At 68.8% G+C, this 23,917-nt stretch carries 23 protein-coding genes and 2 tRNA genes; 9 read left to right on the top strand and 16 right to left on the bottom strand.

Annotated elements, in window-relative coordinates; genetic code table 11:
- Positions 1-89 precede the first annotated feature (89 nt).
- Positions 90-959, top strand: a complete 870-nt coding sequence (locus tag MA876_RS12200) for an acyl-CoA thioesterase (RefSeq protein WP_248150138.1) — start codon at positions 90-92, stop codon at positions 957-959.
- Here the strand turns inward: MA876_RS12200 and MA876_RS12195 are convergent.
- The 4 genes from MA876_RS12195 to MA876_RS12180 form a co-directional block, all read right to left on the bottom strand.
- The gene (locus MA876_RS12195) at positions 947-1,438 is read right to left on the bottom strand and encodes an acyl-CoA thioesterase (RefSeq protein ID WP_248149347.1); all 492 of its coding nucleotides are present in this window, start codon (positions 1,436-1,438) and stop codon (positions 947-949) included. The two genes, MA876_RS12200 and MA876_RS12195, sit on opposite strands and share 13 nt — an antisense overlap.
- Entirely contained in the window at positions 1,431-3,110 is a 1,680-nt protein-coding gene (gene ettA / locus MA876_RS12190; protein WP_248149344.1) for an energy-dependent translational throttle protein EttA, read from the bottom strand. Before ettA ends, MA876_RS12195 begins: the two co-directional genes overlap by 8 nt.
- A gap of 126 nt (positions 3,111-3,236) precedes the next feature.
- The gene (locus MA876_RS12185; RefSeq protein ID WP_248149341.1) at positions 3,237-3,752 is read right to left on the bottom strand and encodes a DUF6993 domain-containing protein; all 516 of its coding nucleotides are present in this window, start codon (positions 3,750-3,752) and stop codon (positions 3,237-3,239) included.
- A 45-nt stretch (positions 3,753-3,797) separates the two neighbouring features.
- Complete coding sequence (locus tag MA876_RS12180) at positions 3,798-4,304, bottom strand: single-stranded DNA-binding protein (protein WP_248149338.1); 507 nt, start codon at positions 4,302-4,304, stop codon at positions 3,798-3,800.
- A gap of 233 nt (positions 4,305-4,537) precedes the next feature.
- Between MA876_RS12180 and MA876_RS12175 the strand changes: the two genes are divergently transcribed.
- The gene (locus MA876_RS12175) at positions 4,538-4,801 is read left to right on the top strand and encodes a hypothetical protein (protein ID WP_248149335.1); all 264 of its coding nucleotides are present in this window, start codon (positions 4,538-4,540) and stop codon (positions 4,799-4,801) included.
- A 4-nt stretch (positions 4,802-4,805) separates the two neighbouring features.
- Here MA876_RS12175 and yczR read toward each other — a convergent pair whose 3' ends face one another.
- Positions 4,806-6,230 (bottom strand): MocR-like transcription factor YczR, encoded by a 1,425-nt coding sequence (gene yczR / locus MA876_RS12170; RefSeq protein WP_248149332.1) that lies wholly within the window; start codon positions 6,228-6,230, stop codon positions 4,806-4,808.
- Positions 6,231-6,291: 61 nt separating this feature from the next.
- Here yczR and yczE point away from each other — a divergent pair, with 61 nt between their 5' ends.
- Positions 6,292-6,924, top strand: coding sequence for a membrane protein YczE (gene yczE, locus MA876_RS12165; RefSeq protein ID WP_248149327.1), 633 nt, complete (start codon positions 6,292-6,294; stop codon positions 6,922-6,924).
- Between the two features lie 32 nt (positions 6,925-6,956).
- Here the strand turns inward: yczE and MA876_RS12160 are convergent, their stop codons facing one another.
- The 4 genes from MA876_RS12160 to MA876_RS12145 all read right to left on the bottom strand — a co-directional run bounded on the left by MA876_RS12160 (position 6,957) and on the right by MA876_RS12145 (position 11,624).
- Complete coding sequence (locus MA876_RS12160) at positions 6,957-7,169, bottom strand: methyltransferase (protein ID WP_248149323.1); 213 nt, start codon at positions 7,167-7,169, stop codon at positions 6,957-6,959.
- A 27-nt stretch (positions 7,170-7,196) separates the two neighbouring features.
- Entirely contained in the window at positions 7,197-8,552 is a 1,356-nt protein-coding gene (locus MA876_RS12155; protein WP_248149320.1) for an MFS transporter, read from the bottom strand.
- Positions 8,553-8,561: 9 nt separating this feature from the next.
- Positions 8,562-11,489: an alpha-mannosidase gene (locus MA876_RS12150; protein ID WP_248149318.1), complete on the bottom strand. Its 2,928-nt coding sequence runs from the start codon at positions 11,487-11,489 to the stop codon at positions 8,562-8,564.
- Between the two features lie 62 nt (positions 11,490-11,551).
- Positions 11,552-11,624, bottom strand: a tRNA-Arg gene (locus MA876_RS12145).
- 86 nt (positions 11,625-11,710) lie between these two features.
- Between MA876_RS12145 and orn the strand changes: the two genes are divergently transcribed.
- From orn to MA876_RS12120, 5 genes are all read left to right on the top strand, one after another.
- Complete coding sequence (orn, locus tag MA876_RS12140; RefSeq protein WP_248149315.1) at positions 11,711-12,337, top strand: oligoribonuclease; 627 nt, start codon at positions 11,711-11,713, stop codon at positions 12,335-12,337.
- Positions 12,338-12,374: 37 nt separating this feature from the next.
- Positions 12,375-12,450, top strand: a tRNA-His gene (locus MA876_RS12135).
- 28 nt (positions 12,451-12,478) lie between these two features.
- A complete protein-coding gene (locus tag MA876_RS12130; RefSeq protein WP_372491530.1) occupies positions 12,479-12,826 on the top strand; it encodes a metallopeptidase family protein in 348 nt (115 codons plus the stop codon).
- Complete coding sequence (gene clpS / locus MA876_RS12125; protein WP_372491525.1) at positions 12,817-13,119, top strand: ATP-dependent Clp protease adapter ClpS; 303 nt, start codon at positions 12,817-12,819, stop codon at positions 13,117-13,119. The genes MA876_RS12130 and clpS overlap by 10 nt, the downstream gene beginning before the upstream one ends.
- Positions 13,116-13,601: a DUF2017 family protein gene (locus tag MA876_RS12120; RefSeq protein ID WP_248149292.1), complete on the top strand. Its 486-nt coding sequence runs from the start codon at positions 13,116-13,118 to the stop codon at positions 13,599-13,601. Before clpS ends, MA876_RS12120 begins: the two co-directional genes overlap by 4 nt.
- Here MA876_RS12120 and MA876_RS12115 read toward each other — a convergent pair whose 3' ends face one another.
- Genes MA876_RS12115 through gatC form a run of 6 tightly spaced genes read right to left on the bottom strand, consistent with a single transcriptional unit; the run spans position 13,602 to position 19,167 of the window.
- Positions 13,602-14,195, bottom strand: a complete 594-nt coding sequence (locus tag MA876_RS12115) for a nucleoside/nucleotide kinase family protein (protein ID WP_248149289.1) — start codon at positions 14,193-14,195, stop codon at positions 13,602-13,604. It lies immediately after the preceding gene.
- Positions 14,170-14,490, bottom strand: a complete 321-nt coding sequence (locus tag MA876_RS12110) for a hypothetical protein (RefSeq protein ID WP_248149287.1) — start codon at positions 14,488-14,490, stop codon at positions 14,170-14,172. Before MA876_RS12110 ends, MA876_RS12115 begins: the two co-directional genes overlap by 26 nt.
- A gap of 48 nt (positions 14,491-14,538) precedes the next feature.
- Positions 14,539-15,798, bottom strand: coding sequence for a DNA polymerase IV (locus MA876_RS12105; RefSeq protein WP_248149284.1), 1,260 nt, complete (start codon positions 15,796-15,798; stop codon positions 14,539-14,541).
- A gap of 38 nt (positions 15,799-15,836) precedes the next feature.
- Positions 15,837-17,351 (bottom strand): Asp-tRNA(Asn)/Glu-tRNA(Gln) amidotransferase subunit GatB, encoded by a 1,515-nt coding sequence (gatB, locus tag MA876_RS12100; protein ID WP_248149281.1) that lies wholly within the window; start codon positions 17,349-17,351, stop codon positions 15,837-15,839.
- On the bottom strand, positions 17,351-18,871 hold the full coding sequence (gene gatA, locus MA876_RS12095; protein WP_248149279.1) for an Asp-tRNA(Asn)/Glu-tRNA(Gln) amidotransferase subunit GatA: 1,521 nt from the start codon (positions 18,869-18,871) through the stop codon (positions 17,351-17,353). The genes gatB and gatA overlap by 1 nt, the downstream gene beginning before the upstream one ends.
- On the bottom strand, positions 18,868-19,167 hold the full coding sequence (gene gatC, locus MA876_RS12090) for an Asp-tRNA(Asn)/Glu-tRNA(Gln) amidotransferase subunit GatC (protein WP_248149276.1): 300 nt from the start codon (positions 19,165-19,167) through the stop codon (positions 18,868-18,870). The genes gatA and gatC overlap by 4 nt, the downstream gene beginning before the upstream one ends.
- Before the next feature lie 110 nt (positions 19,168-19,277).
- Between gatC and MA876_RS12085 the strand changes: the two genes are divergently transcribed.
- The gene (locus MA876_RS12085) at positions 19,278-20,981 is read left to right on the top strand and encodes a long-chain-fatty-acid--CoA ligase (protein WP_248149273.1); all 1,704 of its coding nucleotides are present in this window, start codon (positions 19,278-19,280) and stop codon (positions 20,979-20,981) included.
- Here MA876_RS12085 and MA876_RS19075 read toward each other — a convergent pair.
- The gene (locus MA876_RS19075) at positions 20,962-23,808 is read right to left on the bottom strand and encodes a helix-turn-helix transcriptional regulator (protein ID WP_308221657.1); all 2,847 of its coding nucleotides are present in this window, start codon (positions 23,806-23,808) and stop codon (positions 20,962-20,964) included. The genes MA876_RS12085 and MA876_RS19075 overlap by 20 nt on opposite strands.
- Positions 23,809-23,917: the final 109 nt, after the last annotated feature.

Below are 23,917 nucleotides of genomic sequence, written 5' to 3'. Positions count from 1 at the left end.
GACCCCCTGGCCGAGACGGAGACCACGTGACCGACGCCTTTCAGACCGTCGAGACGGATGCCGAGCCCGAGGCCGACCCCGTCGCCTCGATGCTCGCGGTACTCGACCTGACCGGGTCGGACGCCCGCACGACCGAGGACATCTTCACGGGAGTCTCGCAGCGGATGCCGCTCGGCCGCGTCTACGGCGGACAGGTGCTCGCCCAGTCGATCGTCGCGGCCTCGCGCACACTTCCCGAGAACCGATCGGTCCACTCGATGCACGGGTACTTCCTGCGCCCGGGCGATGCGTCGAAGGGGATCACGTTCGCCGTCGACCGGATCCACGACGGACGCTCGTTCTCGACGCGGCGCACGCAGGCCTTCCAGGAGGGCGTGCCGATCTTCTCGATGATCGCGTCGTTCCAGGACGAGGATCCGGGGCTGGATCACCAGGAGCCCATGCCCGAGGGCGTCCCCGCTCCGGAGGACCTGCCCGACATCGAGGCGCAGCTCGAGGGCCTGCACCCCATGACGAAGCGGCTGTTCCTGGATCGCCCCGCAGATCTCCGCCACGTGCCGTCGCCGATCTATCTGACCGCCGACGAAGAAGCCACTCCGCGGCAGGCCGTGTGGATGAAGGTGCGGCGCCCCATCGGAGACGACCCCGACCTGCACCGCGCGGCCCTCGCTTATCTGAGCGACCTGACGATCCAGGAGTCGATCCTGCGCGCCCACGGTCTGGCGTGGGCGACGCCCGGACTCAAGGTCGCGAGCCTCGACCACGCGATGTGGTGGCACCGAGCCGGACGCGTCGACGAATGGATGCTGTACGTGCAGGAGTCTCCGAGCGCACGCGGCGGTCGGGGCCTGTCGAGCGGGCGGATCTATTCGCGCGACGGCGTGCTGCTCGCGAGCGTCGCGCAGGAGATCATGGTGCGGGTGCCGGACGGAGTCCGGCTGGCGGATCAGCCGCGGTAGACGATGGGCTCGCCGACGATCGGCTCCCAGGCGCTCCGCTCGGTCGCAGTCAGCCGCGTCGGTCGCCCCGACGCGGTGTCGACGAGGACGACGACGGCGGATGACCGCGCGTAGAGCGTCTGCGGCTCATCGCCTGACGGACTGAACACCTCGTAGCAGACCTCGATGCTCGAGCCGCCGATCTTGCCGATCCACAGCTGGACGTCGAGCGGACGCTGCCCGTAGGGCACGGGCTGAAGGTACTCGATCTGCTGCCGTGCGATGAGCGTGGCCCGTGTGCCCCCGCCCTCGAGCACCGACATGTCGAGCACAGCCGTAGGAGGGCCGTCTGTGCCGTCCTCGGGACGCCAGAAGGCACGCAGGCGCGCCTCTTCGAGGAGCTTGAGCATCGACGTGTTGTTGACGTGCCCGAGCGCGTCGAGGTCCCCCCACCGCAGATGGATGGGGATATGGACGCGCCCGATGGCTCCGTCAGTCACGCGTGAGCTTGCGGTACGCGGAGCGATGCGGCTTCGCGGCCTCGGGGCCGAGGCGCTCGATCTTGTTCTCTTCGTACGCCTCGAAGTTGCCCTCGAACCAGTACCACTTGTCGGGGTCCTCGTCGGTGCCCTCGTAGGCGAGGATGTGGGTCGCGATGCGGTCGAGGAACCACCGGTCGTGGGTGATGACGACGGCGCAGCCCGGGAAGTCGAGGAGCGCGTTCTCGAGCGACGAGAGGGTCTCGACGTCGAGGTCGTTGGTCGGCTCGTCGAGGAGGAGCAGGTTGCCACCCTCCTTCAGCGTCAGCGCGAGGTTCAGACGGTTGCGCTCACCGCCCGACAGCACTCCCGCCTTCTTCTGCTGGTCAGGACCCTTGAAGCCGAACTTCGACACGTAGGCGCGCGACGGGATCTCGGTTTTGCCGACCGTGATGATGTCGAGGCCGTCGGACACCACCTCCCACAGCGACTTGTTCGGGTCGATGTTCGCGCGCGACTGGTCGACGTAGCTGATCTTGACGGTCTCGCCGACCTTGAGATCGCCGCCGTCGAGCGGTTCGAGGCCGACGATGGTCTTGAAGAGCGTCGTCTTTCCGACACCGTTCGGCCCGATGACTCCGACGATGCCGTTCGGCGGCAGGGTGAAACTCAGATCGCTGATGAGCGAGCGGCCGTCGAAGCCCTTCTGCAGCTTCTTGGCCTCGATCACGATGTTGCCGAGGCGCGGGCCCGCCGGAATCTGGATCTCGTCGAAGTCGAGCTTGCGCGTGCGCTCCGCCTCGGCCGCCATCTCCTCGTACCGGGCGAGTCGGGCCTTGGACTTGACCTGTCGACCCTTGGCGTTGGAGCGCACCCATTCGAGCTCCTCTTTGAGGCGCTTGGCGAGCTTCGCGTCCTTCTTGCCCTGGACGTCGAGCCGCTGCCCCTTCTTCTCGAGGTAGGTGGAGTAGTTGCCCTCGTACGGGTAGAGGTGTCCGCGGTCCACCTCGGCGATCCATTCGGCGACGTTGTCGAGGAAGTAGCGGTCGTGGGTGATGGCGATCACCGCGCCCTTGTACGCCTGGAGGTGCTGCTCGAGCCACAGCACGCTCTCGGCGTCGAGGTGGTTCGTCGGCTCGTCCAGAAGCAGCAGATCGGGCTTCTGCAGGAGCAGCTTCGCCAGCGCCACGCGGCGACGCTCACCGCCCGAGAGGTTCGTGACGTCGGCGTCGGCCGGCGGCGTGCGGAGGGCATCCATCGCCTGCTCGAGCTGGGAATCGAGGTCCCACGCGTCGGCGGCGTCGATCTCTTCCTGCAGCGTGCCCATCTCAGCCAGCAGTGCATCGAAGTCGGCGTCGGGATCCGCCATGAGCGCCGAGATCTCGTTGAAGCGATCGAGCTTCGGCTTGATCGCCACGCCGTCCTGGATGTTCTCGAGCACGGTCTTGGAGTCGTCGAGCTCGGGCTCCTGCATGAGGATGCCGACGCTGAAGCCGGGCGAGAGCTTGGCCTCGCCGTTGGAGGGCGTGTCGAGCCCGGCCATGATCTTGAGGATCGTCGACTTGCCCGCACCGTTCGGACCCACCATGCCGATCTTGGCTCCGGGCAGGAACGACATCGTGACGTCGTCGAGGATCAGCTTCTCGCCGACCGCCTTGCGGGCACGGACCATCGAGTAGATATATTCGGCCACCGCGGTGTACCACCTTCGAGTCGGGGATCCAGTCCGCCGGGCCACGCGAGAGCGCGCGATGACCGGGCGGGAAGTCAGTGTTCAGCCTACCAACCGCCACCCGAGGATCAGGCGGCGAGGAGCGAGTCACCAGTCGATCGGTCGCGTCGCACCGATGAGGCATCCGCCCGTCTCCAGTGCCGGCACGACGACGGCGACGGGCGCACCCGTCGCGGGGCCGACCTGACCCACGAGGCATTCATCGCCCCACTGGACCGAGAACTGGATGCTTTCGGCGGCGTTGCCCACGGTCGAGACGTCGTTCGTCACCTGCATCGCGGCCCGGTCGAACCCTGCCGCCGTCAGCGCGTCGATGTACGCTCGCCCCTGGCTCTGCTCGGGCGTCGCCCAGACCTCGGCCACGACAGCGGCGAAGAAGGGCAGATTGTCGTCGGCCGACCCCTCGGGATCCAGCGTCGGAGCGGGGTCTTCGCTCGCCGTCGGGCTGGCGGCCGTCGTCGGACCGTCCGACACGGACGGCGATGGGCTGGGCACGGGCTGCGCCGTGCACCCGGCGAGGATGAGCGCCGCCAGCGCGGCCGCCGCGAGCGAGAGGCCCGGGCGTCGTGTCGCGGGACGAGGGCGCTCGGGGTGGAGATGCACGCCCAGAGTCTAGGCCGCGTGCCCCCGAGCGCCCGCTGGGAACGCTCAGAAGGGCGTGTCCGCCGTGGCGAGCGCGAGCTCACGCGCGTCATCCGGCGCCGCGGCCACGTGCCACTCGGCAGCGGGGTTCGCTGTGCTCTCGACGCCGTCGCTCTCGACCCGGTCGCCGTCGGTAGGCCACGACGCAGGCTGCGCCCCGCCGGTCTTCGTGAACACCGACGTACCCCACAGCAGATCGTGGCCGACGGCATCCGCCTCGATGTCGACGCTCGTCCCCTGCTTGGTGCCGTTGTCCCACTGACGCACACGGAGCCGCCCGCTCACGATGACCCGGTCGCCTTTGCGCAGCGACTCGAACGCGTGTTCGGCCAGACCGCGGAACGCCGAGACCTGGAACCAGTTGGTGCCCGTCTCCATCCATGTGCCGGTGCCGCGGTCGTACTTGCGCTGGCTGCTCGCGACGCGGAAGGTCGCGATGGGCAGGCCGGCGCCCGAGCGTTTGAACTCGGGGACCGTGGCCACGTTGCCCGTGATGGTGATGGTGTCGCTCATCGTTCTTCCTTTCGATCGGAGACTTTCTCCGGCTCGGCGGCGGTGATCCGGTGCCCGTCGGTCACCGCCGCCTGAAACGAGGATGCATTCCGTTCTCAGCGCGCTGCGCTTCCGCACCGCGAACTGGGGACGACGGGGGACCGCCCTCTGCATGTGGAGGAATGGCGGGTCATCGCTCACGCGGGCGAATGTCGGAGCCCGTATCTATCTTCGAATGTGGAAGGGGGAATGACATGTTTCCGACTCTGGAGGCGGAGCCGCTCGACGCTCCGACCATCTCTCCGCTCTCGTCGGTGAGCCTTGCGCGCGCCGCCGCGTCGCTATGGCGGGTGATCGATCGCGACGGCCGCGTCATCGGCCATCTTCAAGCGATCGGCGTCGGCGACGCGATGCGCTACCGCGCACGGCGATTCCACGCATCCATCCGCGGATTCCGCGATCTGGGCGAGTTCTGGACTGCCGACGATGCGGTCGACTGCCTGCGGTACGCGCGGTGACGCGTCACACGACGGCGTCGAATCGCTCCAGATGCGCGATCGGCGCGCCGCCCCGCACGCGCTCCCAGGACTCCCGCAGCAGCGCGACCGCCCGCGCCAGGTCGTCGGGCGGCGCGGTGAACGGAATCCGCAGGTGTCGGTCGTGACCGCCCTCGACCGAGAAGCGCGGCCCGGCCGAGAGGAGCACTCCGCGCGAGCGGACGTCCATGACCAGGCTCGAGCTCAGCGGCGCGTCGAGCTCGATCCACAGCGACACTCCGCCGCTCGTGGGCGGCACGGTCCACTCGGGGAACGCCGCGGCGATGTGCGCGGCGACGACGTCGCGCCCTTCGCGCAGCAGATGCGAACGCTGCGCGACGATCTCGGGGTAGCGGGCGAACAGCGCTGCCGCAACGGCCTGCTCGAACTCGGGGGTGCCCAGGTCGTGCGTCGGACGCGCGGCCATGAGGCGACGGATGAGGTCGGCATCCGCCCGGATCCAACCGACGCGCAGCCCGCCCCACACCGTCTTGCCGAGCGAGCCGATGCGCACGATGGTCGAGGGATCCGCGTCGTCGAATCCCGGTTCGACGACGCCTCGATCGACGTCGAGGTCGGCCGTGGTCTCGTCGAGGACGAGCACCGTGCCGGCCCGCTCCCCCGCGCGCGCGATGACGCGACGCTCCTGCGGACTCATCGAACGACCCGTCGGATTCTGGAAGTCCGGCATCAGGTAGGCCAAGACCGGCAGCGTCCGCGCGAACGCCTGCTCGGCGCGATCGAGATCCCAGCCGTCGCTCGTCGTCACCGGCAGTCCCACCAGGCGCGCCCCGGCGCGACGCAGCGCATCGGCCGCATGCGGATACGTCGGCGTCTCGATGAGCGCGCGGTCACCCCGACCCAGGAGCACCGAGGCGAGCAGATGGATCGCGCTCTGCGCCCCGGTCGTGACGAGGATGTCGTCGGCGCGGGTCGGGATGCCGCGCAGGCGATACCTCGCGGCGATCGCCTCACGAAGCTCGCTGCGCCCCAGGACGTCGTATCCGACGCGCGACACGAGGGCAGTCGACGAGAGCGCGACCTCCGACATGATGCCGGCGAGTCCAGGCCAGGCGGGTGGGCTCGCCTGCTGCAGGTCGATCGTGCCCTCCGTGGGCACGATGCGTCCGGGGTCACGCCGCTGCAGAGGGCGCGTGACACTCCCCGATCCACGCGTGCTCGCGATGTGATCGGTGTCGCGCAGGCTGCGATACGCCGCGGCGACGGTGCTGCGACTGACCCCGAGAGCGAGCGCGAGTTCCCTCTCCGCGGGAAGCGCTGTGCGCGGGGCGATGCGGTTGTCGAGGCACAGGAGACGGATGGCGTCCGCGAGCGCCTCGTAGACGGGTTCGCGCGTCCGCCAGCCACCGAGGGCGATCGAGAGCGCGCGGGCGGAGATCCGGGAGTCCATCCGGCCACTGTATCCATATTGGACTGCATGACCCAGTCCAATAGTACGATTGGATGTTTGCATGCCTCGCCGCGTCATCCAGCTCCTCGTCGGTCTCGTCCTCTACGGGGCCGGGTGCGCGATGACGGTCGAAGCGGGGCTCGGCGTCGATCCGTGGACGGTGTTCGCCCAGGGCCTCTCGGTACGCACGGGCATCGGAATCGGCTGGATCACGAACATCGTCGGGTTCCTCGTGCTGCTGCTGTGGATCCCGCTGCGGCAGAAGCCCGGCGTCGGGACGATCGCCAACATCCTGCTCGTCGGCACGAGCATGCAGGTCGTGCTGACGGTGTTCCCTCCCGTCGAGGGCGTGATCGCACAGTTCGCGACCCTGCTCGGCGGGATCGTGCTCGTCGCCGTCGCGTCCGGCCTCTACATCGGCGCGCGGTTCGGCCCCGGTCCTCGGGACGGGCTGATGACCGGGCTGCACGCGAAGCTCGGCTGGCCGATCTGGGTCTGTCGAGCGGGCGTCGAGCTGTCGGTGCTGCTCGTCGGCTGGCTCCTGGGCGGCACGGTGGGCATCGGGACGGTGCTCTTCGCCGTGCTGATCGGGCCGCTCGTCCACATCGCGCTCCCGCTTCTCGACACGCGCCGAGGAAAGAATGTCGGAACGTCGACGTCACGCAGCGCGGCGCAAGGCGTCGCCGCGGACTGACGACAGCCCCGCGACGAGACCGCGATCCGGGCTCAGTGCTCGCGGAACTGGGGCCAGTCGCTCCCGGGAGTCATCCGCGCGTGGAGAGCGCTCTTCGCGATCTCCATCGTCGGATAGGTTCCGGCGGACTCCTCCGCGCCGGCCATCGTGACCGTGTAGCCGTTCTCGTCCTTGCGGATGCTGCCCTGGACGCCGCCCGTTCCGTAGGCGACCCAGAGAGCGTGGTGGGTCTCGGTCGTGCTCATGATGCACTCCTTCCGATAGCCCCGACGCTACGCCTGCGAGCCCGCCTTGGCCAGCACTTCCCCGCGCGCCGGCAGACCGATCCGGTAGAACGCGAAAGGCACGATCGAGATGAGGCAGCTGATCGCCGGGACGAGGGTGATCGATGCCCAGACGATCGCCTGCATCTCAGGTGTGACCGCGGAATCCGCTCCGTAGCCGGCGGCGACGATGAAGATGCCGAATGCCAGCACCGCGAGGGCGTTCATGATCTTCGAGACGAACGTCAACGTCGAGAACGAGATGCCGTCGTTGCGCACACCCGTACGGCGCTCGACATCGTCGACCGCGTCCGCGATCATCGTCGTCTGGACCACGACGAAGATGCCCAGCGTGAGCCCCGTGAGGAAGATGAAGACGAGCACCGCGATGAGGTTCGCGAAGCCGACGACGTACATCGCGAGGTACAGCACGACGGCCGCCGCGGTGCTCCAGATGATCAGCGATTTGCCGGTCGCGAGCCGCAGCAGAAGCGGCGCCAGGAACGACGACAGCACCATGCCGACGATGATCGCGGCGCCGATGAGAGTGAAGTACCCCTCGTCGCCGTAGGCGATCACGACGAAGACCGCGCCACCGGCCTGCACGATCAGTCGGCCGAATCCCAAGATCGAGCCGAGCAGCACCATGAGCAGGGGCGTGTTCTTGACGAGGGTGCCGAACAGCACGCGCATCGTGAGTCGCTCGGACAGGGCGCTCGTGGCGCGCTCGCGGGTCCGGAAGAAGGCGAGCAGGTAGAGGCCCATGCCCACGACCGCGACGAGCGCCGCCGCAAGGCTCCAGCCGAACGCCGTCGTGTCGTCGCCGAAGCTCAGCCACCGCGCGATCCACGGCATCCCGAGGGTCACGATTCCGAGCGAGATCGCACCGAAGGCACGCACGTTCGAGATCACGCCGGCTCGTTCGCGCGAGTCGGGGAACGCCGAGCCGATGAGGCCCCAGTACGGCACGTCGCACATCGTGTAGGCGATGCCCCACAGGAAGTAGCAGACGCCGAAGAAGACGAGCTTCGCGGGCTCCGTGGCATCCGGCGCGCTGAACAGAAGCGCCGACAGGACGGCCACCGGAACGGCCGAGAACAGGATGTACGGCCGGAACTTGCCCCAGCGCGTGCGCGTGAGGTCGATCAGACTGCCCATGACGGGATCGGCGAACGCGTCGAAGACCTTCGTCGCCGTGATGATGCCCGTCACGACCGCGATGCCGGCCGCGCTCACGTGGGCGTACTCGATCAGGTAGACGAGGATGAACGTCGTCACCATCGTGAGCACGGCGTTCTGGCCGAAGCCCGCCGTGACCACTGCGACACGCTGCGCGCGCGGGGTGATCGATCGTGCAACTGCCATCGACACGGCTCAGCCCTCCAGCAGGATCGTCTTGATCTCGAACGCACCGAGTTCGATCGCCGACAGGTCGGTGGCGCCGATGGGCACCTCGAGCAGATCCGTCTCGACGGCGCTCCGCACGGGCAGCGACGTCGTGAGCGCTGTGGTCGTGGGCCGCCCGAGACTCTCGTACAGGCGCACGATCGTGCCCGAGCCCGACTCCGCGATCTTGACCGTCTCGACGACGACGCCCGCCTCGCTCGACTGGATGAGCGGGTCGAACGACGCCCCCGCGGCCGGGATCAGCGGATTGTTGAGGCGGTATCCCTCACGGACGACCTTCGCGAGGTCACCCGACGCGAACGGGGTGAAGGCATAGGTGAAGCGATGGATGCCGTTGTCGGCGTTCTTGTCGGGGAACGTCGGCGAGCGGAGCAGATTGAGGCTCACGAGGCCGTTCTTCACACGATGGCCGTACTTGCCGTCGTTGAGCAGAGCGAAGCCGCCCGTCGCGTCCTCGAGGGCGATCCACTTGTGCGCGCACACTTCGAACTGCGCCGTCTCGACGGCATCCCGCTCCGTCGTGACCCGCTCGATGTGACCGAACTGGATCTCGCATCGAACGGTGTCGGCGTACCGCTGCGGACGGAACTCGGCCCGCAGCATCCGGTGCTTCTCGTGCCAGTCGACCGTCGTCTCGAACCGGACGACATCGCTGCCGGCCTCGAGCACGATGCGCTGCTCGATCGTCGAGTTCGAGAACCGGAAGCGCTGCGTGCGCACGATCGTCGGACCGTCGACGGCCGTCTCGAGCGACGTCGGCGCGAGGGGCTTGCCGGGCGTGCGGTGGTAATCCTGCTTGATGTCCCACGCGTCGAACGGGAACTGGTACGGGTCCCGGTGCAGCACGAGCCGATTGAAGCCGTCACGCGCGTGCTCCGTGCCGGCGGCATCCGTGCACGAGACGATCTCTCCCGAAGGTCCGAATCGCAGCATCAGCACGCCGTTCGTCATCGTGTCGCCCGTGAACGACAGGTCGTCGCGCGGCTCCGCCGGCACGAGCGCCGCCGCCGCGTACGGTGCGACGGTCGCGTGGAACCAGTCATCCCCCGAACGGACGAACTCGTCGCGCGGGAACGACGTGAGATTGACGACGGATGCCGCGGCCTCCGCCGCAGGCAGCTGCGCGGTGTACTGCGCCGAGAGCGCATCGAGGTCGCGTTCGATCCGCTCGTACGTCTCGATGGCCTCGACATTGACACGAGAGATCGAAGACCCCGGGATGATGTCGTGGAACTGATTGAGCAGCACGTCGCGCCAGTGCTGCGCGAGAGCTTCGCGGCTGTCGTTGCCGGTCATCACGGCGAGGACTTCGGCATTGTGGAGCTTGCGCTCGAGCACCCGACCCATCCGTTTGATGTTCCCCTGCGTCGTGTACGTGCCCTGATGGGTCTCGAGGTACAGCTCACCGGAGTGCACGTGCGGGATGTCGCGCTGCGCGAGACGCGTGAAGAATTCGTGTGCGCGGCCGGGCACGACCTTCGGCAGCCCGCGGAGGTCACGCTCACGCCGCGTCAACTCGAGGTGCACTTCGCCCGGGCCGCCGCCGCCGTCACCGGCGCCGTAGACGAGGAGCGCGGTCTCGAGATCCCGTTCGGGGTAGCGGTCGATGCCGCCCAGCAGATTGTCCGCCGCCGCGCGGCTGTTGTAGTCGCCCTCGGGGGGCATGTGCACGAGAACCCGTGAGCCGTCGATGCCCTCCCAGTGGAACGTGCGATGCGGGAAGTCGTTGACCTTGTTCCACGCGAGCTTGATGGTGAGGAACCAGTCCATTCCGCTCTTGCGCAGGATCTGGGGCAGGTTGCCGTTGTAGCCGAAAGTGTCCGGCAGCCAGCACAGGCGCAGCTCGTCGCGGGTGATCCCGAACTCCTCCTCGAGGAACCTGCGTCCCACGAGCGCTTGTCGCACGAGCGATTCCCCGTTCGGCAGGTTCGTGTCGGGCTCGACCCAGAACGCGCCCTGGAGTTCCATGCGTCCGGCGGCGACGGCATCCTTCACGCGTCCGAAGAGTTCGGGGTGCTCCTGCTTGATCCACGCCATCTGCTGCGGCTGACTCGTGCCGTAGACGAAATCGGGTTCGACGGCCAGATTGTCGAGCTGTTTCGCGTACGTGCGCGCCGACTTGCGGTGGGTCTCGCGCAGGGGCCAGAGCCAGGCCATGTCGAGGTGCCCGTGGCCGATCGCGTCGTAGACGAAGGTGCTGTCGCTCGGCGCTTCGAGATGTGGGGCGAGTGCCGCGCGCGCTCCCCCGATGTCGCCGCGACCGAAGCGCGCGTACGCCTCGCGCAGCGATGCGAACAGCCCACGGCTCAGCGCGGCATCCGTTGTCGCATCCGCCAGCGCCAGCAGCGTCATGTAGTCGTAGTAGAGCGCGAACACGGCCTCGTCGCGCCGCGCGAGGTGAGCACCGTGGAACACCGCCCGTCCGTACTCGTACAGCAGGATGCCGTTGTAGGCGATGTCGGCGTAGAAGTCCACCGTTCCCGTCGTAAGGTCGAGCCCCCGCACGGGCCGGTACTTTCCGCCGGAATGCGGCAGGTCGCCCTGCAGGAACACCGTCGACGTCGAGTCGACGATCTCGCCGTCGGGTGCGTAGACGAGGCCCTCGCCACGCAGGCCCAGCATGACGACGACCTCACCGGCGTCGGTGGGGATCTCGCCCGTCACGTGCAGCCACGCGCAATCCATCTTCTTGCCCCACGCCGTCCCGGGCGCGATGGGACGGAAAGCGGATGCGTCGAGCTGAGCGAACGGGATCGGCTCGGGCGAGCGCAGGATCTCGGCGCGCAGGGGTGCGATCGTCGTGTAGATCTGCGCGCGCACGCGCAGCAGTCGCCGGAACTCGCGCGGCTGCCGCGCCTCGAGTCCGAACAGGAATTCCGCGAAGCCGCGCACCATTGCCTCCGTCTTTGGGCCGCCGACAAGCCTAACCGCGGTGGTGGCGTCCTCGAGACGCTGGGTGCCCCCGGCACGATTCGAACGTGCGACCGACAGATTAGAAGGCTGTTGCTCTATCCACTGAGCTACGGGGGCGGGCATCTCTACGGTACCGTCCGGCTCGATCGATCGAGAAACGATCCGCGGGGCCTGCGTCGGAGCCGCTCATTAGGATGGATCGCATGGTGGGAGCATCGGAGAACGATCGACTGGTCTGGATCGATTGCGAGATGACCGGCCTCGACCTCGCCGTCGATGAGCTGGTCGAGATCGCCGTCGTGGTCACGGACTTCGAGCTTCGCGTGCTCGATCCGGGCTTCCACGTCGTCATCAAGCCCGATGCTTCCGCACTCGAGCACATGAACGACTTCGTCACCGCGATGCACGAGAAGTCGGGGCTGCTCGAAGAGATCCCGCACGGTGTGTCGGTCGCCGAGGCCGAGTTCCAGGCGCTCGAGTACATCCAGCGCTTCGTGCCCCTCGAGGGTAAGGCGCCTCTCGCGGGCAACACGATCGGCACCGACCGCATGTTCCTCGCGAAGTACATGCCGCGCGTCGACCGCTGGCTGCACTATCGCAACGTCGACGTGTCGAGCATCAAAGAGCTCTCGCGTCGCTGGTATCCGCGTGCGTACATCCACGCGCCGGCGAAGGGCGGGGGTCATCGCGCTCTCGCCGACATCCTCGAATCCATCCGTGAGCTCGGCTACTACCGGCAGGCGGTCTTCGTGCCGCAGCCCGGTCCGACGAGTGACGGAGCACGTGCGATCGCAGCGTCCGTCGTGTCGTCGTTCGTCCCCGAGATATGAGAGAATCTTCTGGTTGCCTGCGCGAGCGGGAGACATGGTGGCTATAGCTCAGTTGGTAGAGCACCGCGTTGTGGTCGCGGGGGTCGCGGGTTCAAGTCCCGTTAGCCACCCCATGTTCGCTTTCTCTTCGTCATCACGATGATGGAAATGGATGCCGCCGCCTTCGAGACCCTCGTCGTCGACGAGCTCGATCGCCTTCCCGACGACATGGTCGACGGTCTCGACAACGTCGTGTTCGTCGTCGAGGATCGCCCCGAGGACGGCAGCCTCGACCTGCTCGGGCTCTACGACGGCTGGGCGCTGACCGAACGCGAACGCTACGGCGTGGGCGAGCTGCCCGACCGCATCATCGTGTACCGCGAGCCGCACCTCGCGGCGTGCGACACCGAGGACGATCTGCGCGATGAGGTGCATACGACGCTCGTCCACGAGATCGCTCACTTCTACGGCATCGACGATGCTCGGCTGCACGAACTCGGGTGGGCCTGATGTCCCCGCTCGCACAGCCCGACATCGACGTGGATCGCCACGAGTCCGTCGCTGCGTCACCGCCGTGGCAGACCGTCGTATGGAACGATCCCGTCAACCTCATGAGCTACGTGAGCCATGTGTTCCGCGAGTACTTCGGCTTCTCGAAGACCGAGGCGGAGCGCCTCATGCTCGCTGTGCACCACGAGGGTCACGCCGTCGTCGCCGAGGGCGCACGCGAGCAGATGGAACTGCACGCACAGGCCATGCACGACTACGGACTCTGGGCGACCGTGAGAGAGGCACCGCGATGACCCCCGAGACGATCGTGCTCGAATTGGCCCGCATCGAGGCGGCGCATCTCGCCGGGCTCGTCGTGCAGTTCGATGAGCTGCTCGACGAGTCGGCCGACTCCGGTGACGATCCGGCCGTCCTGCGCCTGGTCCCCGACGCGTACGAAGACCCCGAGGCGGCGCGTGAGTTCCGCGAGGTGACCGAGAGCGACCTCCTGGGAAGGCGTCGGTCGGATGCCGCGCGCGTGCTCGCGACGCTCGGCCACGTCGGCGAACTCGGCGACGACCTCGACGATCCCGCGTTCGTCGAGCAGGTCTCGATCGTGCTCGATCGCGAGGACGTCCAGGCGTGGCTGCGCACCCTCGCCGCGATCCGGCTCGTGCTCGCGACGCGGCTCGGGATCGTGAACGACGACGAGCACGACCACGACGACCCGAAGTACGGCATCTACGACTGGCTCGGCTATCGCCTCGACGGGCTCGTGGGCGCCCTCGACGCCTGATCAGGGCACGTCGAAGGCGAGCGTCGCCCGCTTGCGCGGGTCATCCCGCACGATGTGCTCGTCCTCCTGGCGCGCCCACCGCGCCCAGTGCGGGCGATAGGTGTCGCCGTCGCGGTCGAGCGCGCGCCGTTTGCGCGACGCGTCGGGCGCTTCGAGCCACACCCGCACGTCGCCGAGCTTCTCGGTGATCGGGGTCAGCAACCCCGATCCCTCGACGACGAGCGGCAGAGAGGGGTCGACGGCATGCGCTTCGGCGTAGGCCGCCGCATCCCAATCCCACCGCTGCCACACACCGATGAGACCGCGCGCATGCGGACGGAGGATGAGGTCCTGCGCCGCGAGCACCCCGTCGTCGAGTCCGTCCCACCCCGGGTAGAGGGAGTCCAGCGCCACCAGCTGCACGCGCCCTCGCAAGGGCCACCGAGTCACCACCGCACGGGCGAGGCTCGACTTGCCCGCGCCGCTGCGACCGTCGATCAGGATGACGGGGTTGCTCACGCCGAGCTTCGCGACGACCGAGACGACGCGGTCGGCGGCGGCATCGAGCGCCGCGGCGACGGGGTCGGTGCTACTTCTTGAGGACGCGGATGACACGGCTGAGCGCTCGTCCGGCGAAGAAGACGAACGGGACCGCGACTGCGAGCAGGGCGATGATGTTCGGCTCGAAGCGCAGGTCGTCGCCCTTGCGGATGTATGCGCCGATCGGAATCGACCAGCCGCCACCGCCGCCACCGCCGTTGCCGGCGTCGTCGGAGCCACCGCCGAAGCCCGACCATGAGGCGGCGACCGGGATGATCGTCACGCCGCCGACGTCCTGCGCCTCACCGTAGGATCCCTTCACGCCGAAGGATGCGGACGCTTTGCCGAGTTCGAGTGCGATGTTGGGCATGACCCCACGCTACTCGGCCTGGCCACGCCTGCCCAGTGCGCGGATGCGTCAGTCTGCGCGCGGAGGCCGCGGACTGGACGGCAGCGTGCCGCCACCGCGCGCCTTGCCGAGGAGGTTCGCCCTCGTGACGGCGCCCTTCCCGAACCGCGCCGCGGCGCCGTCGAGAGCCCCTTCGATGCTGCGCCACTCGGCATCGTCGTCCCACAGTGCGAGCGCGGAGCCTCCGGCGGGCCTCAGCTTCTCGGCGCGGACGCCGATCAGCCGCACGGACTGGGAGCGATCGACCGTCGCGAAGAGCTCGTGCGCGGCATCCCCGATCCGCTGGCCCACCGCCGTCGGCTCGACGAGCGTCTGGGAACGGGTGATCGTCGTGAAGTCGGCGTAGCGCACCTTGATCGAGATGGTGGAGGCCTCCCACCCGTGACGCCGCAGGCGGGCCCCGACCTGGTCGGCGAGTCGCCGGAGTTCGCCGCGCAGAATGGCGGTGTCGGCGATGTCGGTGTGGAAGGTCTCCTCATGGCCGACGCTCTTCTCCACGTGCTCCGTCTGCACTTCACGTGCATCCTGTCCGCGGGCGAGGTGCCAGATGCGCTCCCCCATCGCCGGCCCGAGAGCGCGGTCGAGCACGGGCCTGGGGGTCTGCAGGATGTCGGCGACAGTGTGGATGCCGCGACCCTGGAGCGACTCGGCGGCCTTCGGTCCGATGCCCCACAGTGCGCCGACCGGCCGCGCCGCGAGGAAGCGCGCGGTCTCGTCCGCCGGCACGACGAGCAGCCCGTCAGGCTTGCTCAGCGTCGAGGCCATCTTCGCGACGTGCTTGGTCGACGCGACGCCGACGGAGCAGACGAGCCCCGTCTCATCGAGCACGCGCGCACGCAGCATCCGCGCGATCTCACCCGGACTCCCCCACAGCCGCCGCGCTCCGCGCACATCGAGGAACGCCTCGTCGATCGAGAGCGGCTCGACGAGCGGAGTGAAGTCGCGGAAGATCGCCATGACCTTCGCCGATTCCTCGAGAAACCGACCGAACTCGGGCTGGACGACGACGGCGGTCGGGCACAGACGCATCGCCTGGCCCATGGGCATCGCCGAGCGCACACCGAAGCGCCGCGCCTCGTACGACGCGCTCGACACGACGCCCCGCCCCTCGAGCCCGCCGATGATGATGGGCTTGCCGCGCAGCGACGGGTCGTCGAGCACCGCGACGGACGCGTAGAAGGCGTCCATGTCGACGTGCAGGATGCCGGTGCCGCTGTCGTCCGCATCGTCGGGCGATGTCAGCCTGCCCGATCCGTCGCCGCGTCCCATGCATCCATTCTCGTCGCCAGCGACGACACCGCTCTCTGTTACTGAGCCGCGCGCTCCAGTACGAGTTCGCGCACGCGTGCGGCGTCCGCCTGACCCTTCATGGCCTTCATGACCGCGCCGATGACGGCACCCGCCGCCTGTACCTTGCCGTCGCGGATCTTCTCGAGCACGTCGGGCTGCGCCGCGAGCGCCTCGTCGATCGCCGCGATGAGCGCTCCGTCATCGGACACGACCGCGAGACCCCGGGCATCCACGATCTGCTGTGGCGATCCCTCGCCCGCGATCATGCCCTCGAGCACCTGGCGCGCGAGCTTGTCGGTCAGCGTGCCGTCGTCGACGAGCTTCTGCAGATCCGCGACGGCGACGGGCGTCACGAGCTCGGCAGGCTCGCGGTCGGAGGCGTTCGAGACGCGCGTCAGCTCGCCGGTCCACCACTTGCGGGCGGCTGCGGGTGATGCTCCTGCGGCGACGGTGGCCTCGACCTCGGCGAGAAGGCCGCCGTTCACGACGTCCTGGAACTCGAGGTCGGTGAAGCCCCAATCGGTCTTGAGCCGGCGACGACGCGCGGCCGGCGGCTCGGGAAGGGCAGCGCGGAGCTCTTCGATCAGTTCGAGCGACGGCGCGACCGGCAGCAGGTCGGGCTCGGGGAAGTAGCGGTAGTCGTCCGCGTCGGACTTCGGACGCCCGGGCGAGGTCGTACCGGTGTCCTCGTGCCAATGGCGCGTCTCCTGCGTGATCGTGCCGCCGGCGGCGAGGATCGCGGCCTGACGCTGGATCTCGTAGCGCACGGCGCGCTCGACGGACCGCATCGAGTTGACGTTCTTGGTCTCGGTGCGCGTCCCGAGCTTCTCCTGCCCGCGGGGGCGGAGCGAGACGTTCGCGTCGCATCGCAGGTTGCCCCGCTCCATCCGCGCCTCGGAGATCCCCAGGGCGATCACGATGTCGCGGATCGCGGCGACGTACGCCTTCGCGATCTCGGGTGCGCGGTGCTCGGTGCCGAAGATCGGCTTCGTGACGATCTCGACGAGCGGCACGCCGGCGCGGTTGTAGTCGACGAGCGAGTACTCGGCGCCCTGGATCCGACCGGTCGAGCCGCCCATGTGCGTGAGCTTGCCGGCATCCTCCTCCATGTGCGCGCGCTCGATCGGCACCGTCACGATGTCGCCGCCCGCGAGCTCGATGTCGACCGAGCCCTCGAACGCGATGGGTTCGTCGTACTGCGAGATCTGGTAGTTCTTGCCCAGGTCGGGGTAGAAGTAGTTCTTGCGGGCGAAGCGGCTCGACGGCGCGATCGAGCAGCCGAGGGCGAGCCCGAGGCTGATCGAGTACTTCACGGCCGTCTCGTTGACGACCGGCAAGGCGCCCGGCAGGCCCATGTCGACCGCGGCGACGAGCGTGTTCGGCGCCGCGTCGTGGTTCGACGCGTGCGCGGGGTTCGCGGCGGCCGAGAACATCTTGGTCTCGGTGTTCAGCTCGACGTGCACCTCGAACCCGAGCACGGGCTCGAACTGCTCGAGTGCCGCGTCGAAGTCCATCAGCTTGTCCTTGCCCATCAGCGGGCACCTCCGTTCGCACCGAGCGCGGGTGCCCTGTCGAGGAGCGGCGCGCCCCACTGGTCGAGCAGCACGGCTTCGAGCGCGGCGCCGACGCGGTAGAGACGCGCGTCCTCGCGGGCGGGAGCGAGGAATTGGATGCCGACGGGCAGGCCGTCCTCGGCGGCGAGGCCGGACGGGATCGAGATGCCCGGAACGCCCGCGAGGTTCGCCGGGATCGTCGTGACGTCGTTGAGGTACATCTGCAGCGGATCGTCGATCTTCTCGCCGAGCTTGAACGCCGTCGTCGGCGCCGACGGCGTCGCGATGACGTCCACCTTCGCGAAGGCCTCGTCGAAGTCGCGCTGGATGAGCGTGCGGACCTTCTGCGCCGAGCCGTAGTACGCGTCGTAGTAGCCCGCCGACAGGGCGTAGGTGCCGAGGATGATGCGGCGCTTGACCTCTTCGCCGAAGCCGACGTCGCGGGTCTTCGCCATGACGTCCTCGACCGTGCCTCCGGGCACGTCGACACGCAGACCGAAACGGACCGAGTCGAACTTCGCGAGGTTGCTGGATGCCTCGGCCGGCAGGATCAGGTAGTACGCCGCGACACCGTACTCGAAGTGCGGGGCGGAGATCTCGACGATCTCGGCACCCTGGGCCTCCATCGCCGCGAGAGCGGCGCGGAAGGACTCCGACACACCGGCCTGGAAGCCGCTGTCGGGGAGCTCCGAGATGACGCCGACCTTGAGGCCCTTGAGCACCTGGCCCGTGGCACCCTCGCGTGCGGCCGCCGCGAACGACGGCCACGCCTCGGTCAGCGACGTCGAGTCGTGCGGGTCGTGCCCGCCGATGACGTCGTGCAGGAGGCCGGCGTCGAGCACCGTCCGCGTCACGGGACCGACCTGGTCGAGCGATGACGCGAGAGCGATCGCGCCGTAGCGGCTCACCCCGCCGTATGTGGGCTTGACGCCCACCGTGCCGGTGACGTGCGCGGGCTGACGGATCGACCCGCCCGTGTCCGAGCCGAGCGCGAGCGGGGCCTCGAACGCCGCGACGGCCGCGGCCGAGCCTCCGCCGGATCCCCCGGGGATGCGGTCGAGGTCCCACGGGTTGTGCGTGGCGCCGTACGCGGAGTGCTCGGTCGACGAGCCCATCGCGAACTCGTCCATGTTGGTCTTGCCGAGCGGCACGAGACCCGCGGCGCGCGAGCGCGCGACGACGGTCGCGTCGTAGGGCGACAGGAAGCCTTCGAGGATGCGTGAGCCGCTCGTCGAGGGCATATCGGTCGTGACGAGCACGTCCTTGATCGCGAGCGGAACGCCGGCGACGGGGCCGAGCTGCTCGCCCGCGGCGCGACGGCGGTCGATGTCGGCCGCGACCTCGAGCGCGTGGTCGGAGACGTGCAGGAACGCGTGGACGTCGCCGTCGACGGCGGCGATGCGGTCGAGGTGCGCCTGCGTCGCTTCGACGCTCGACACCTCGCCGGATGCGAGCCGGGAGGCGAGTTCCGCGGCGGTGAGCCGGATGAGATCGGTCACTGCTCCTCCCCCAGGATCGCGGTGACACGGAACCGGTCGCTCGCGGCATCCGGAGCATTCTGCAGCACCTCGGCGACCGTCAGCATGTCTCCGGGGACATCGGCGCGGAAGACGTTCTCGAGCGGGATCGGGTGGCTCGTCGCGACGACGTCGGGAGTCGCGACCTCGGAGACCTTCGCGATGTTGTCGACGATGACGTCGAGCTGGCCCGTCAGGCGCTCGACCTCGTCATCGCTCAACTGGATCCGGGCGAGCACGCCGAGATGGCGCACGAGTTCGGGGGTGATTTCAGACACCACGACAGTCTAGTTGCCGCCACTCGTGCGCCCCTGCGGCCGACGGGCACTCGTGCCGTCCCGGCAGCGAGCGCTCGTGCCGCTCCACAGCGCGGGCATAGGCTGGCATCGTGACCACGTACGACCCTCCTCGCCCCTGGATCGCCAGCTACGCAGAAGGAGTGCCGGACGACCTCGAACCGGTGTCGGGCTCGCTCGTCGACATCGTCGAGGCATCCGTCCGCGACTACCCCGACGCACCGGCACTGCAGTTCTTCGGCCGCGAGACCACGTACCGCCACATGCACGAGCAGATCGAGCGCGCCGCCGCGGGGCTGAAGGCGCACGGCGTCAAGGCCGGGGATCCGGTCGCGATCGTGCTGCCCAACTGCCCGCAGCATATCGTCGCGTTCTACGCGATCCTGCGCCTCGGTGCCGTCGTCGTCGAGCACAATCCGCTCTACACACCGCGCGAGCTGCGCAAGCAGTTCGAAGACCACGGGGCCAAGCACGCGATCGTCTGGTCGAAGGTGGTCTCGACCGTGCAGGAGTTCCCCGACGACCTCGCGGTGACCGCACTCATCTCGGTCGACGTGACGAAGGCGATGCCGTTCGGCACGCGCATGGCGCTCAAGCTGCCGATCGCGAAGGCCCGCGAAGCGCGCAACGCGCTGCACGAGCGGGTGACCGGTGCGACATCCTGGGAGAGCATCGTCGGCTTCGAGCCGCTGCCCCAGGCGCACCCCAAGCCCAAGACCGACGACCTCGCCCTCATCCAGTACACGAGCGGCACGACGGGCACGCCCAAGGGCGCCTCGCTCACGCACCGGAACCTGCTGTCGAACGCCGCGCAGGCGCGCGCGTGGGTGCCGTCGATCGTGCGCGGACCGGGATGCGTCGTCTACGCCGTGCTGCCCATGTTCCACGCCTACGGACTCACGCTGTGCCTCACCTTCGCGATGTCGATGGGCGCGCGTCTCGTGCTCTTCCCCCGCTTCGACCCCGACATGGTGCTCGAGGTCACGAAGAAGCATCCCGCGACCTTCCTGCCTCTCGTGCCTCCCATCGCGGATCGTCTGCTCAAGGCCGCACAGGAGAAGGGCGTGTCTCTCGCCGGCACCGAAGTCGCGATCTCGGGCGCGATGGCGCTGCCCCACGAGCTCGTCGTGCCCTTCGAGGCGGCGACCGGCGGGTACCTCGTCGAGGGCTACGGTCTCAGCGAGACCTCGCCCGTGCTCATGGCCAACCCCGTCGCCGAGAACCGCGTGCCCGGCACGGTGGGACTTCCGATCCCCGGCACCGAGTGTCGCGTCGTCGACCCCGACGAGCCGACGAAGGACGTGCCCGCGGGTGAGCGCGGCGAGCTCGTCGTGCGCGGTCCGCAGGTCTTCAGCGGGTACTACGGCAAGCCCGAAGAGACCGAGAAGGTGTTCGTCGACGGATGGTTCCGCACGGGCGACATCGTGCAGATCGACGAAGCGGGCTTCGTGCGCATCGTCGACCGCATCAAGGAGCTCATCATCACGGGTGGCTTCAACGTCATGCCGACCGAAGTCGAGAACGCCCTGCGCCAGCATCCCGACGTCGTCGAGGCCGCCGTCGTGGGCCTGCCGAGCGATCACTCCGGCGAAGAGGTCGTCGCCGCGATCGTCGTCGATCCCGGCAAGGAGGTCGACGTCGAGGCCATCCGCGAGTTCGCCCGCGGCATCCTGACGCCGTACAAGGTGCCTCGACGCCTCTACGTCGTCGACGAGCTGCCGAAGTCGCTCATCGGAAAGGTCCTGCGCCGTCAGGTGCGCGACTCGCTGCTGAACCTCAACGCGGGTTCGAGCTGAGGCGCGTCGCCTTGACGGCGAGGTCGATGCGGTTCGTCGCACCGGTCTTACGGAGGATGTTCGACACGTGGGATGACACGGTCTTCTCGCTCACGAAGAGCTCACGTGCGATCTCGCTGTAGGTGAGGCCCCGCACGATCAAGGCGACGATCTCGCGCTCGCGCGCGGTGAGACCGGGAAGCTCCGCAGCGGGCGTCTCATCGTCCGGCCCGCCGGCAGGGGTATCGGTGTCGACCACGATGCGAGCGAAGCGCGCGAGTTCTCGGAGGGCGCGCTCCAGGGGCGCCGCGCCGATGCGCGTCGCGATCGCCAGCCCTCTGCGGACGACGACGGATGCCGTTGCGCGATCGGGCGGCGTCGCCGAGAGGAGTGCGTCTGCGCAGCGGCGGCACGCGTAAGCCTCATCCCACTCCATCCCCGCTGCGCGGCAGGCATCGGCAGCACGGATCCACGGCGCGTCGGAGGGTTCACCATCCGCGCGCGCCACCTCCGCATCCCGCAGGGCGGACCGGGCGAACGCAGGCGCATCGCCCGAGTCCAACGTCTCCGCCTGCTCCGCGGCGTGGAGCAGGCGCGCGAGTTCGACGGCCTCCTCGCGCGATGCGGCTCTCGCGTCTGCGAGTGCCCGCGCGAGGAGGGGTTCCAGCATGCCCAGATCCGACTCGGCGGTCCTCTCGAACGCCACACGCAGGTCGCTTGTCGCCGACGCCAGATCGCCGCGATCAAGGGCGAGTTCGGCCCGGGCCTGAGCGGACTCCGACGTCAGGCTCTCACCGGCTCGGGCGGCGAGCACGGCGACGACCTCGAAGTGACCCGCGGCCGCCTCGAGACGGCCCTGCCGAAGGGCCAGCCACCCCGCGATGGTTCCGACCGCGATCTCCACCGGACGGCGGGGATAGGCGCCGATCGTCACGCGCAGCGCCGCGGCGCAGTCGGTCCACCGCCCAAGATCGAACCAGGTACCAGCCTCCAGCATTGCGAACCACGCGAGAAATGTGTGTGCGAGGATGCCGGATGCCTCGGTGCGATGAGTCCGGAAGGCGAGGGCGACCTCCTCCGAGATCGAAGGCGCCGAGGCGAAGATCGACTCCATTGCAGCGATGTTGTACGCAAGACCGTCCCGTTCGTCGAGCGCTCGTGAACGAGCGGTCGCGGAGAGCGATCGGACGAGTGCCTCGTCCCCTCCGACGGACGCCGCGCGAACACGTGCGACGAGCGACCACAGGTCGGGCTCGATCGTCGTGCGATTGCTCGGGTCGTTCGATTCCGCGGCGAACCGTGCGACCTCGGAGTCCTCCACCCAGAGAGCGGCGAGCCCGTACGCGAATGCACGGTCCACGCCCGGTGGGGAACGCCGAGCGAGCTCGAGCAGAAGTGCGACGTCCTCGGCGGATGGATAGTGCTGCAGCGCCGCCGATCTGACCAGCAGACGGCGTGCCGTCAGCGCCGCGCGCCGGCCGGTGTCGTCCACATCGACGATCTCGAGCAGGCGTTCCGTCGAGGCGAGCTCGTCGTCGAGCGCGCCTGCGAGCCCTGCGGCGCGCGCGTGCAGAGTCAGGAGTTCCTCTTCGGTCTGCACGGCCGCTCCGGCCACACGCTCGCGCAGCCGGATGGCACGGTGCATGAAGGCCGCCGCCTGTTCGAAGGCCTCTCCGCGCATCGCTCCCTCCGCTGCGCGCAGCGCCCAGCTGTATGCCTCGACGGGATCGTCGGCGGCCGCGGCGTGGTCGGCGATCCACGCGACCTCCTCGGCATCAAGACCCTCATCGACATCGTGGCGCGTCGAGACGAACGCGGAATGCCAGAGACGACGCTGCGTCTCGGTCACGTTCTGCGCGAGCGCCTCGGCGGTGAGCGGATGCGCGAACCACTCCCCGACACCGTGGGGCGACGTGATCCGCGCGCGGCGCGCGAGAGCGAGCGCGGTCTGCACGTCGTTCGTGCTGAGAGCACCTGGACCCTCCGCGATCGCGGCGACCTCGTGCAGCTCCGCGACCGACATCGGTCTTCCAGCGATCGCGAGGAGCGACAGGACCGCGACGGCGACCGGGCCGAGGGCACGGACGTTCGCCAGGACGGAGTCGACGAGGCCTCGCGGCAGAGCATCGGGAAGTGATCGCGCTCGCGCATCCAGTCCCGCGACGACCAGCGCCGTCAGGTAGGGGAACCCGCGCGTGTGCGACCACACCTCCTCGACCAGCGACTGATACGGCGCTGCCCCGATCAGGTGGGTGATCTGATCGGTCGTGGCCGCTCGGTCGAGCGGCCCCAGCGAGATCACTGTGCACTCGCGCATCCGCTCCACGTGCGAAAGCCACAAGTCGATGCCGTGCGGCTCGCCGTCGTCCGATCGCCGCACCGTGGCGAGCATCGAGACGCGTCGGGATGCGGGCGCCGAGAGCAGGTAGAGCAGCGCATCACGAGTCGCGTCGTCCGCCCACTGCACATCGTCGATGACGAGCACGATCCGTTCGGCGCCGGTCGCGGCATCCATCACACGGTCCAGCGATTCGAGCACTCTTCCGGGCGACCCGTCGAAGTCGATCGAGGTCGCGCTGCCGGCGAGGTCGCGGAACGGCCCCCGCAGCGGGAGGAACGGCACGGCGAGCGTCGCGAGAGGCAGGCACGCCGTGCGCAGCACGTGCGCGTCTGGAACCTCCGCCGACGCCGCGGCGGCGAGCAGCGTCTTGCCGACCCCCGGCTCCCCCACGATGACGACGCTTCCGCCGTGCCCGTCCGCACCCTCCGCGAGCGCCGCGACGATCGACCGTTTGACGTCATCCCGCCCGAACAGCCGAACCTGTGCGTCGCTTCCGAAGGCAACCACATGCACAGTGTGCCAGTCGATGGAGTTCCGCGGGACCGATCTGAGGGGGCTGCGACGCGATCTGAGGGGTGCGCCCTGATGCGGCGGCGCGTCTCGGAGCGGACCGTGG

It is taken from the genome of Microbacterium aoyamense (assembly GCF_023155855.1).
GTDB lineage: Bacteria > Actinomycetota > Actinomycetes > Actinomycetales > Microbacteriaceae > Microbacterium > Microbacterium aoyamense.
This window is presented reverse-complemented; position numbering and strand designations above follow the sequence as displayed.